9 protein-coding genes are annotated in these 12514 nt (G+C 40.6%); all 9 read left to right on the top strand.

Annotated features, from left to right (window positions below; translation table 11 throughout):
- Window positions 1-542 precede the first annotated feature (542 nt).
- The 9 genes from BUA53_RS16575 to BUA53_RS16615 all read left to right on the top strand — a co-directional run bounded on the left by BUA53_RS16575 (window position 543) and on the right by BUA53_RS16615 (window position 12513).
- Entirely contained in the window at window positions 543-1337 is a 795-nt protein-coding gene (locus BUA53_RS16575) for a polysaccharide biosynthesis/export family protein (RefSeq protein ID WP_072836517.1), read from the top strand.
- Between the two features lie 3 nt (window positions 1338-1340).
- Entirely contained in the window at window positions 1341-3737 is a 2397-nt protein-coding gene (locus tag BUA53_RS16580; RefSeq protein WP_072836518.1) for a GumC family protein, read from the top strand.
- A 501-nt stretch (window positions 3738-4238) separates the two neighbouring features.
- Window positions 4239-4784 carry a UpxY family transcription antiterminator gene (locus BUA53_RS16585; protein ID WP_072836519.1) on the top strand — a complete coding sequence of 182 codons (546 nt, stop codon included), beginning with the start codon at window positions 4239-4241 and terminating at the stop codon, window positions 4782-4784.
- Between the two features lie 389 nt (window positions 4785-5173).
- Window positions 5174-6118, top strand: coding sequence for a GDP-L-fucose synthase (gene fcl, locus BUA53_RS16590; protein ID WP_072836520.1), 945 nt, complete (start codon window positions 5174-5176; stop codon window positions 6116-6118).
- Window positions 6119-6447: 329 nt separating this feature from the next.
- Complete coding sequence (gene gmd, locus BUA53_RS16595) at window positions 6448-7545, top strand: GDP-mannose 4,6-dehydratase (RefSeq protein WP_072836521.1); 1098 nt, start codon at window positions 6448-6450, stop codon at window positions 7543-7545.
- Window positions 7546-7610: 65 nt separating this feature from the next.
- On the top strand, window positions 7611-8498 hold the full coding sequence (locus BUA53_RS16600; protein WP_072836522.1) for a hypothetical protein: 888 nt from the start codon (window positions 7611-7613) through the stop codon (window positions 8496-8498).
- A gap of 56 nt (window positions 8499-8554) precedes the next feature.
- A complete protein-coding gene (locus tag BUA53_RS16605) occupies window positions 8555-9400 on the top strand; it encodes a class I SAM-dependent methyltransferase (protein ID WP_072836523.1) in 846 nt (281 codons plus the stop codon).
- Between the two features lie 3 nt (window positions 9401-9403).
- A complete protein-coding gene (locus tag BUA53_RS16610; protein WP_072836524.1) occupies window positions 9404-10945 on the top strand; it encodes a lipopolysaccharide biosynthesis protein in 1542 nt (513 codons plus the stop codon).
- Window positions 10946-11061: 116 nt separating this feature from the next.
- Window positions 11062-12513, top strand: coding sequence for a hypothetical protein (locus tag BUA53_RS16615; RefSeq protein WP_139256472.1), 1452 nt, complete (start codon window positions 11062-11064; stop codon window positions 12511-12513).
- Window position 12514: the final 1 nt, after the last annotated feature.

Below are 12514 nucleotides of genomic sequence, written 5' to 3' on the forward strand. Positions count from 1 at the left end.
ATTGTTTTCAATTAAGATGTGTGAATGACACTCATGGCTAAACAGATCAATAGTTTTTTTGGAGAGGTCGGCTCCGATGATGTGTTGAACTTTCATAGCTTTGCTTTTAGAAGTAAACAAATCAAGGTTGCTAGCCTAAGACCTTTAATTAGTCTTTAAGGACTTAATATTCTAACTAGGCCTTAGCAACCGTGGGGGAAGAGTGAGGACTAATACAGGGGTAAGACCGCAAGTCTATGTCTCCGTCAAGTTCACCTCACTTTTCTTCCCACAAAATTCTTAATCTTTCTTTTTTCAGCTATTCAATATGTCAATGAACTAATTTGATCTAAAGGCCCCGTGGTTCACATCTCTGAACAAGAATGAACAAATAAACTTTTCTTGCTATTCCTACCTTCGCCCACTTGATAAGAATGGTATTTTCCCTATAGATGAAACCTTGCTGGTAACGGATTTGATGGAGAGCGGATCCGTATCCTACTGAAGATGATAGTTTGATATCCCTTGCGAATAGGCTTGCTATTCTGTAAAAACCTGTGTATATGTGTAACCGTTGGCTGACTACTTTAGTTTTTTCTATAGGCTTTGTGCTGGCACTTACCAGTTGTGTGAATACCAAAAAGGCAACCTACTTCAATGATATTGCCGATACGGCCATGATAGCTGCTACCAACATACCAGAACCTGTCATTAATCCCAATGACCTGCTGTCCATTTCGGTGAGCTCACTGGATCCTCAATCGACGGCTATTTTTAATACGCCTAATCTTCCTGTGTCACCCAATGCCGGTGGTGCAAATAATACATTACAACAAGCGGTGGGTTACCTGGTGAACCGTGAGGGCATCGTGAAATTTCCTATCCTTGGAAATATCAAGGCTGCAGGGCTTACCAAGAAAGAACTGGAGAATACCATTACTTCTCAACTGACAGATAAGAAATTATTATTCGATCCCATTGTGAATGTGCGCTTCCTCAACTACCGCGTAACGGTACTGGGAGAAGTAGCCCGCCCGGGTGTGATCAATGTTCCTTCCGAGCAGATCTCCATACTGGAGGCCATTGGCCAGGCAGGCGACCTGACCATCTATGGTAAAAGAGAGAACGTGGCACTGATTCGCCAGGAAGAAAATGGCAACCGCACTGTGCACAGGCTGGACCTGAACTCTTCGAAAGTATTGAGCTCTCCCTATTTCTTTTTGAAGTCCAACGACGTGGTATACGTGGAGCCGGGTAAGGCCAGGGCCGCCACCGCCAGCCGCGGACAGCAATTGCTGCCATCCATTTTGAGCGGCGTATCCATTCTTGTAGTTATCATCACCAGCATCATCAAATAACCTATGCAGCAAAACCCCATCAAAAAAAATTATTCGGAAGACGAAGAGGAGAACCTCTTCCAGGACCTCCTGTTCAAATTCCTGCCCTGGTGGCCGCTGTTCCTGCTGCTGGTGCTGCTGGGCGGCGCGGGTGCCTGGTTCTACCTGCGCTATAAAGTGCCGGTCTATTCCACAGAAGCCTCCATATTAATCAAGGATGAGAAAAAAGGGATTGATGAATCGGATGCCCTGCAGGCGCTTGACCTGTTTGGCAGCAAAAAGATCGTGGAGAACGAAGTAAAGGTGATCCAGAGCAAGACGCTGGCACAGGAAGTGGTGAAGAACCTGCACCTATACGCACCTGTTACCATTGAGGGCCGTGTGTCTGACCGTTCTGGTTATGTGAACGCTCCATTGTTGATCAGCGTGCAGAATCCTGATTCGCTCAAGGCCACCAAAGAAAAAGTGTATTTCAAATACCTGCCTGGCCGGCAACAAGTGGAGCTGGATAGCCAGGCCTATGCCATCAATACATGGATCAATACCAGGTATGGAACGCTGCGCTTTGAGCCCAATAAATATTACAGTCCATCATCTAATGAAACAGAAGAGGGTGATAAAGAGACAAGGCCTTTATATTTCAACCTGGTGCCGGTAAAATCGGCTGCTAATGGCATGATCGCCCGGATGAAGGTGGCTGCTTCCTCCAAGCAAAGCACTGTTATTGACCTGAGCATCACAGATGAAGTGCCTAAAAGAGGAGAGGATATTTTAAATAACCTGATAGCTGTCTATAACCAGGCAGCGGTGCTGGATAAGAATACACTGGCCGCTAACACGCTTCATTTTGTTGAAGACCGACTGAAGTACGTGGTGAACGAGCTGGATTCAGTGGAAAGCCAGTTAAAGAATTTCAAGTCCCGCAACGAGATCACGGATATCTCTACACAGGGACAGATCTTTTTGCAAACCGTGAGCGCCAATGACCAGAAGCTTTCCGAGCTTTCCATGCAACTGGCAGTATTGGACCAGGTGGAAAGCTATGTGAAGGGTAAAAATGGCAAGGGCAATATCGTTCCCTCTACTTTGGGTGTGGCCGATCCTGTGTTGTCTTCCCTGCTGGATAAATTATATACTACCGAACTGGAATACGAGCGCATGCGCAAGATCGTTCCGGAGAACAACCCCAGCGTGGTGTCGCTGGTAGACGAGATGGAAAAGATCAAGCCGGGCATACTGGAGAACATTCGAAGCCAGCGCCGCAGCCTGCAGGCCAGCCGGGGCGACCTTTCCGCTACCAACAGCCGCTATTCCTCCATGCTGCGCACCATTCCTGAAAAGGAAAGGGAGCTGCTGGGCATCAGCCGCCAGCAGGGCATCAAGAACAATATTTACACCTTCCTGCTGCAGAAGCGCGAGGAAGCCGCACTTTCCTATGCTTCCACGGTGCCGGACAGCCGTATTGTGGACAGGGCCGAGTCAAGTGATGTGCCGGTGAGTCCTAAGCGACCACTCATATACCTGATTGCTGTAGTAGGAGCTCTTGGCCTGGGTATAGGAAGCATTTCTGCGAAGGATTTGCTCACCCGCACCATACAGAGCCGCCAGGAAATAGAAAGATATACCAACACACCCATACTGGGAGAAGTGGTACATGCCAAAACCAATTCACCATTGGTGGTGGGTGAAGGCAAGCGTACCGTCATCGCGGAGCAGTTCCGCCACCTGCGCACCTCCCTGGGCTACCTGGGCATCAATTCGAAAAAGAAAAAGGTGTTGATCACCTCCTCTATATCAGGTGAGGGCAAGAGCTTCATCACTGCCAACCTTGGTATTTCCCTTGCCCTCATGGGTAAGAAGGTGGTGCTGATAGAGCTGGACCTGCGCAAGCCCAAGCTGGCGGATGCCTTTGGCCTTGACCGCAAGGTGGGGATCACCAATTACCTGATAGAACAGAAGGAAGCAGTGGAGATCATCCGCAATACATCGGTCAATAACCTGTTCCTGATCCCATCAGGTCCCATTCCGCCCAATCCTTCCGAACTGTTATTGAACGGCAGGATGCAGGAGTTGCTGGCCTACCTGGAAGGACAGTTTGACTACATATTAATAGATACCGCCCCGGTAAGCCCGGTAACGGATGCTTATATTCTATCGCCTATCTGCGATGCTACTTTATACCTGGTGCGCGACGGCTACACGCCAAAGGTCTTCATGCAGAAGCTGGAAGACGGCAACCGCATCCACAGCCTGAAGAACATGGCCCTGGTGTACAATGATATCAAGAGCAAGGGTTTTGGAAAGTATGGATACGGATACGGTTATGGATATGGCTATGGTTACGGGTATGGATATGCGGAGGAGGAAACAGTGGTGAAGAAAGGATTGAAGAGCAAGGTGATGAGGATGTTCAATTTATAGAGAAGGTTGAAAAGTTGAAAGGTTGAAAAGTTTAAAGGTTGAGGAAAGAAAATACTCAATGTTCAAGTGAGAGAGAAGTTGACAAGTTGACAAGTTAACAAGTTGATAAGGTGAGAGCAAACTGATTGAAGGAGCAAACTGACCGCCCTCCCCCTTTTAAGGGGGAAATCAGTCACTCGGAAAATCAGACTGGTAGCAAGGGGGATTTTGTAAGGAGCGTAACGGAAATAAGTTCTAATAGTCATCATTTACAGGGGAGCCTGTAGGTGACGTGGGCGAAGCCGTACGAGCGGAGCTCGCAGTTTATAGTTTGAAGTTTATAGTTTCTGGTTCTTTAAGTTCAAGAGTCATTATTGAAACAACCTTTACTTAACATGTAGACTAAAAGTTTCAAGGATCAAGCGTTAAGCTAATCTCTTAAACAATCTTAAACAACCTTAAACCATCTTCAACCAACATTCAACCATTATTAAACCATACTAACTAACACATAATTACATCATGAACAACGAAGCACAATGGTTTGCCGTATACACCAAGCCGCGGTGGGAGAAGAAGGTGGCGGGGCTCTTTGAGAAAAGAGGCATCGAGCACTACTGCCCGCTGAATAAGGTGGTGCGCCAGTGGAGCGACCGGAAGAAGACGGTGCTGGAGCCCCTGTTCAAGAGCTATGTATTTATCAATATCACAGCAGAAGAATTAACCAAAGTGCGCATGACCGATGGCGTGGTAAACCTGGTGTACTGGCTGGGCAAGCCTGCCGTGATCCGCAACGAAGAAATAGATACCATCAAGCGTTTCCTCAATGACCATGAGAACGTGGTGCTTGAAAAGACCGAAGTATCGGTAAATGACAGGGTCTGCATCATGACCGGTCCTTTCCTTGACCAGCATGGCCGCGTGATAGAGATCACCAATAAACTGGTGAAGGTGCAATTGCCTTCATTAGGATTTGCCATGGTGGCGCAAGTGGCGAGGGAAAGCGTTCGGGTAATTCCCATTGAGACCGCCAGCGGAAGATATGAGTCGGTAGTCGGGAGTCGGTAGCCAGGACAGTTTGTAGTTTGTAGTTTGTGGTTTGTAGTTGTTTTAGGTGGAAGAGACAATATAGGTAGCTATTAGTCTTCAATTCAAAAGAGGGAAGAATTTAAGCTACAATTCTTTGAACTAAATCCCCCTCTGGCAAGCTCAAAATGTGCGGAAAGACCGCCCTCCCCCTTTTAAGGGGGAAAGCAGGCACTCCGCAAATCGACCACGTCCTAAGGGGGATTTGGTTGATTACCCGGACGTCAAAATCCTTAAGAGCGTTTAATAAAAAGGATAGAACCAGTATTCATATTTTGCAATCAGAACTAAATTCATAAGACAAGGTTACAAATCGGAGCATTCCTTGTCAACATGTTAACCAGTCAACTTATCAACCTTACTCAACCCCAATGAACCTCAACGACAAAATATACATTGCTGGTCACCGCGGAATGGTGGGATCGGCCATTGAACGGCAGTTACGGAAGAAAGGCTTTCAAAATATTGTTACAAGAACTTCCTCAGCACTGGACCTGCGCAACCAGGCAGCAGTGAACGAATTCTTTGCAGCAGAACAACCAGCCTATGTATTCCTGGCAGCCGCCAAGGTGGGTGGCATCTATGCCAACAACACCTACCGTGCAGAATTCCTTTACGATAACCTGGTCATGGAGACCAACATCATCCATGCAGCGTATCAAAACGAAGTGCAAAAATTATTGTTCCTTGGTTCCTCCTGCATCTATCCCAAGGCAGCGCCGCAGCCATTGAAGGAAGAATACTTACTGACAGCACCACTGGAGCCCACCAATGAGCCTTATGCCATTGCCAAGATAGCGGGCATCAAATTGTGCGAAGCCTACCGCGACCAGTATGGCTGCAATTTTATATCGGTGATGCCTACCAACCTGTATGGAATAGGTGACAATTACCATCCACAAAATTCGCATGTACTGCCGGCATTGATCCGCCGCTTCCATGAAGCAAAGGAAAGAGGCGATAATGAAGTGGTAGTATGGGGAACGGGAACGCCTAAACGCGAATTCCTGTATGCCGATGACCTGGCCGATGCCTGTCTGTTTTTAATGGAGCAGTATAATGACAAAAGCCTGGTGAATATCGGTACCGGTGAAGACCTTTCCATTGCCGAGCTGGCGCAACTGGTCAAGGAAGCCGTTGGCTTTGATGGCAGCATTGTCTTTGACGCCACCAAACCCGATGGCACCCTACGCAAACTGCTGGATGTTTCCAAACTCCATTCCATGGGCTGGAAGCATAACATCGAACTCAAAGAAGGTATTGCCATGGCGTATGCAGACTTCTTAAAAAAGGAAATACAGGTTGAAAAGGTTTAGGGTTTAAGGTTTAGATAGTTCCACTTTGAAATCTATGACCTTAAGCAATTCAAACAATAATCAGCCTGTCAGACCTAAAGAAACATAAACCATAAACCTTCAGGTCCTTAGCGCCTTTGTGGCAAAAAAATCTAAGCAAATAAATAGGTCAGCAAATCAGTCAGATTGTTAAACCTACAGAACAAGAAACTATAAACCATAAACCATAAACGGTTTGTAGTTCTCTTCGACCTAACGAACAAGAAACCATAAACAATAAACAAGAAACTTTTCTTAAACCTTAGCGCCTCTTTGTGCCTTCGCGCCTTAGTGGCAAATAAACTTATCATATGAAAGTTGCGTTAATTACCGGTATCACCGGCCAGGACGGCGCCTACCTTGCCGAACTGCTTTTGGAAAAAGGCTATTTCGTTCACGGCATCAAGCGCCGTTCTTCGTTGATCAATACAGACCGTATTGACCACCTGTACCAGGACCCTCATGAAAAGCATTTGAATTTTCGTTTGCACTATGGCGATATGACGGACAGCACCAACCTCATTCGCATCATCCAAGAAACACAGCCGGATGAGATCTACAACCTGGCTGCCATGAGCCATGTGAAGGTGAGCTTTGATACACCTGAGTACACGGCCAATGCCGATGGTATCGGAACACTGAGACTGCTGGAAGCCATCCGCATTTTAGGGCTGGAAAAGAAGACGCGTATTTACCAGGCATCCACCTCCGAGTTGTATGGCCTGGTGCAGGAAGTACCGCAAAGGGAAACCACGCCTTTCTATCCAAGATCTCCCTATGCAGTGGCCAAGCTCTATGCTTACTGGATCACGGTGAATTACCGCGAGGCCTATGGCATGTTTGCCTGCAATGGCATCCTGTTCAACCATGAGAGCCCATTGAGGGGGGAGACCTTTGTTACCCGCAAAATCACCAGGGCTGTGGCAGCCATTGCACTAGGCCAGCAGGATTGCCTGTACCTGGGTAACCTTGATGCGCAACGCGACTGGGGACATGCCAAGGATTATGTGGATGCCATGTGGCGCATATTGCAGCAGGATACCCCTGAAGATTTTGTGATTGCAACAGGAGTAACAACTGCTGTACGTGAGTTTGTAAGAATGGCTTTTGCTGAAGTTGGAATAACAATAGGTTTCAGTGGTGAGGGAGTGAAAGAAAAAGGAGTTGTGGTTGCTTGTGATAATGAAGATTTCCAGGTAGCAATTGGTAAGCAGGTAGTGGCAGTTGACCCGGCATATTTCAGGCCTACTGAAGTGGAGTTGTTGATTGGTGATGCGACAAAAGCTAAAACAAAATTGAATTGGAAGCCTCAATATGATCTATCCAAATTGGTGAAGGAGATGGTGGATGTTGATGTAAGGATAATAAAAAGGAAAGATTTAAATATAAGTAAAACAATGTTTGTTTAACAATATGAAAACTTTTAGTTGAAAATTGTAAAAGGATAATAAGAATTAATCAGAAAATAAGTTTTATGAAGTTAGCTGCACATGTTTTAGCATACAATGTGAATCGATTTTTAAAAGCTGTCATAGGCAACTTAGAGCCACATGTAGATAAAATTTATATTGCATACCCTGAACGACCGTTTGGATATAACACAGCGTCTAGACAAAATTTAGTAAATCCCACAAAGCTTGAAGACATCTTATCAATTACAGACAGTAATAAAATTGAGATTTTAAGAGGGGATTGGATTACAGAAGAGGATATGAGAAATGATTGTCTTCAAAAAGCAAGATTTGAAGGATTTGATTGGTTTTTAATCCAGGATGCTGATGAATTTTATACTGAGTCTACATGGAATCAAATTAAAAGAATATTATTATCAAATAAATCAGATAATTGTTTTAAGACAACTTGGTATAACTTCTGGAAATCCTCACAATATGTCCTAGTACAACCAGATGGAAGTATTAAAAATACGAATGCAAGCTTTGCCATCCGATGCAATTCAGATATTAAGTTTTTAAGAAAGCGCTGGTTTGGGGGCAATATACCTGTACTAGATTGTCCCTGTTATCATTATGGTTATGTTATGTCAGATAGGGAAATGGCCGAAAAAATTACAACATGGAGTCATGCCAATGATATTTTTAATAATAACTGGTATAAACACAAATGGCAGAACTGGAATGAATCAACAAGATTCTTAAATCCTATTGAGCCAACAATGTGGTCTCGCGCAATTAGATTCCCATTTGAACAGCCCAATTTTGCAGAAGAATTTGCTTTACCAATAAAAAACCTGCAGTCCCAGTCTTTTTCTGATATGTTTGGTGACGCAGTTTATAACTTAGATGTAAATCTTTATCGAGTAAGAAAATCTATAGGTAAAGTTGTTAAAAAACAAGTCATTTAATATGAATGACATTTTAATATTACGAGAATTATTCCTTTTAATAGCCAATTAATAAAATGATAAAATATATATCTGCTATCAATGATCCAGTATTAACTGATGCTTTGGAGGAAAAAATGGCAAAGTTTTACAAGAAAAATGAATCCTATTATGATGATATAGATTTTAACCGGTCAGCCTGGTTTGATAAATCCAATCTTTTATATCAAGACATATTAGAAAATAGCTTAGGTAAGTTAATTTGTGAGATTGGCTGTGGAAGAGCGGGTATATTAGATACTAAACAGATAGATCCAAACAATTATAGTGGATGTGATTTTTCATCTTCTCTTATAGAATTAAACAAAACAAAGTACCCTACCGCTAATTTCAAAACAATTACAGATCCAAAAAAATTTCCCTTTGAAGATGAAAAGTTCGACATTGTTTTTTCAGTCTTTGTATTAGAACATGTTGTCCGTCCACATCTTTTTTTAAATGAGTTAATCAGAGTCGTAAAACCAGGCGGTAAAATAATAATTCTTTGCCCAGATTACTTTGGCAGGTTAAGCATTAGCAGTCAGAAATTAGGAAAACTTCCAGGTACTGGTACCCAAAAACTTAATAACGGAAATTATATTGATGCTTTTAGGACTGTTATATATGGAAGAGTATTATTACCCATGTTTTTTTATTGGAAATTAAGAAATGCAGGAAGAAAGTCTGTTTTCTTATTAAACAACGATCCATCTTGCTTTTCATTTCCTTTTTCACCAGATGTTGATGCTGTTTATGTTACACATAAGGAGGAAATAAGTAATGAGTTAAATAATTTAGGAGCAAAGCCTTTAGAGATAAAGTCTGATCTGAAAGATTTTGCAAAATTGAAGCGCTGGATTTATTTAGTACATGAAGTTAATTAATCAATGCAATCAGGAACATTAAAGAGGATACTTTCGGGAAGTACGGCAGGTTGGTGTAATATTTTTTTGGGTCTACTTGCTCAAATCATTACAGTACCAATTTATTTGGTAAAGTGGGGGGCTGATGTATATGGACAGTGGTTAGCTTTAACTTCATTTTTCTTTTTTATTCAATTAATTGATACTGCGCATCAAACATTTATTGGATATGAAGTTCTCCGATTTGGAAGAAGCAAATTGGAGATGTTAGAAAGAACATTATTTTCTGGAATTGTAATTGGAATTATTATTGGTATATCTCAAGTTTTGCTTTTTGTTTTCTTATTTTATTTTACTGGGTTTGAAAGTTTTTGTATTGCAAAATTTTCCTTTGACAAACAATTTGTAAATGATCTGAAAATATTGATTATTGCGTACAGTATTATGTGGGCAATATTCGGCTCAGTTGGAGGTATACTTGTTCGTGGTTTAAGTGCATTTGGATATTATCCAAGAATGGCATGGTGGTCAGTTTATATTAATCTTATTAGCGTTGTTATACCTGCATTTGCAGTGTTACTAGGCTTAAGCTTTTATCAAGTAGGCATAATACTAATTCTTGTAACCTCTTTGGGTAATATTCAATTAGGATTTGATTATTATAAGCTTTATAAAAATTTGCAATTAAATCCAAATTCGTTTTCTTTTAAACTAGGATTTTCAAATTTCAAATTATCCATTTTAGTTGTATTCAAAAATTTGGCAGATGCACTTCGAATCCAAGGTGTAAGAATATTTTTAGCACCATTAGCAGGAGTTTCAAATTTAGCTGCTTTTTCTACAATGCGAACAGGAGCAAATGTAGCAATGCAAGGTTTGCATACCTTAACAAACCCACTTATGCCTGAATTAATGAGATTTCTGCAAAATAAAGATCAAGAACGAAGTGAAGCAGCTTTTGGTACTGTTTGGATTATGGTAGTTGGCATCCTTGCACCCTCGCTTGTGATTATCCAAACCTTTATTGGTAAATTATTTTTGGTTTGGACAAAAAATCAAATCTTATTTGATCCTTGGCTATTTGGTGTGCTTTCTTTATCTGTTTTAATTTATTCTATAGCACAGCCTGCCTTAGCAATTGTATCGGGAAATAATATTATTAAACCACAACTAGTTGTTTCTTCTCTTATGGGGGCATTTGTTATAATAGGAATTATTATCCTGGTACCTTTATTTGGAATTTTGGGTGCTGGCTTTGCTTTATTAATTGCAGAAATTACTGGGTTATTAGGATATAGTTATTTTGCGAAAAAATGGCTTTCTGAAAATGGTTTATATTGGCCAAAGCAATCATCGAATAGGGCAACACTTTCAGTAATTATATCTAGTATTGGAATTACTGCAATTATTTTATTTCCGGTTGTAAAATGGATAACATTATCCTGCTGTATTGCATCACTAATTTGGAATTTTTGCAGGTATTTAAATACTTTACCAGAATTCGCGACTAGAAAAATATATTCATTTATTCCTTTCTTGGAAAAAATATATTCAATAAAAATTTAGTTGGGTTTTTAAACTTTCTAATATCAATTTCTATTAAAATTTATTTTGTAAAGGGTTTCATGCGGCTTAAAAATTATCACAACTTCATCTATAACCGTCCACTTGAATATTGGATATTGACAACTACTCCAGCATGGTTTGTGGCTTGGGTTAGTGGTTATGTTTTTGTTGCAGATATAGGAGCGTTATGGGGGTCTCTTGTTATGGTTTTATGGATATGGAATATTATTGGAAATCCATTTAAGATGGTTCAAATGGTTAGGTTGAGTGCTGCCTCATTATGTGCAATTCAAAATATTTCTTGGTTGACAGCATCAGTAATTCATCGATTTCTTTTAAACACCTCAATTAAGGAATCATTAAATGAGGCAATGATGGGCGGTCTCCAATTTACATATTACGCCTCTGCCATTTTTTATATTGGACTTTTTGCAACCGTACTTGCTTATATAGGTTCTAATAAAAAAATTACATTACTTGAGAAGAAGCTTTGTACTTCTATACTCAAACTAAGATTCATGCCTATTTCTACTTTGATAGTTATTATCGTAGTGTTATTTTCGATTGAATTGTCATTCGTTATAAAAGGTATCATTGGACAAAGAACTATAATTACAGAAAACTATGAAAATGGCGAAATGCCTTTTTGGATTGTATTTTATGAATCTCTTATCCCCGCACATATTATGTTAAATGCTTTGCTTGTAGCAAAAAATTTACAATTAAGAGTTGGGTTAAAAAGAAAAATAAATTGGTGTTTATTTTCTATTTCATTTGTTTTAGTCCTCTTTCTTTATTTTAATAAAGGACGAGCTCCAATGATATTTTCTTTATTAGCACATGGATATTGGATTTGTTTTTTTACTTTATGGCGACCAAAATTTTTAAAAGTAATAATATTATTATGCATTTGTTACCCATTATTTTCGCAGGTTTTGCTTTTTAGTAATTTTATGCGAAACGGGGGAACAGAATATTTTGATTGGAAAACTAGTGCTATAGATATAGTTCCTAAAGCCTGGCAACAATTTCAATCCTCTAAGGAATTAATATTATTAGAGGAAGAAAATACCACAAATAATCTCGCAACAAGACCATTGGTTGCTACGCCTCTTGCTCTTTGTATACAATTGCCTTTTCAGTATAAATCATATATGCTTGGTGAAAATCTGTTTAATTCCGCTATTTCTGCTATACCAGGCCCAATTTTTCCTTATAAAAAAGATTACCCAACGCAGGAGGAGTTGCTTTATGATCATTTTCCAATTGGCGATAAGGATACTGCAGATTCGCTTTATTTAAGTTCATATGCAGAATTTGGATGGGGTGGAATTATCATTTACCCTTTTTTTGTTGTTATAATTTGGTTTATTGTTTTGTCATTATCCAAAACACTTAAGCTTTCTGGTTTCATTAAATTAATTAGCCTTTCAATTTTTTTCTATTTATTTATTTTGGGTATCGGCGAAGCGTCAGTAAATAGCTGGTTTGTTTCATTGCGTTCTTTCTTTTTTTGGGTAATTCTATATTACTTCTCTACTTTATTATTTTCTAAAAGAATTAGATAAC

Origin of the sequence: Flavisolibacter ginsengisoli DSM 18119 (assembly GCF_900129295.1) — a bacterium.
Taxonomy (GTDB): domain Bacteria; phylum Bacteroidota; class Bacteroidia; order Chitinophagales; family Chitinophagaceae; genus Flavisolibacter; species Flavisolibacter ginsengisoli.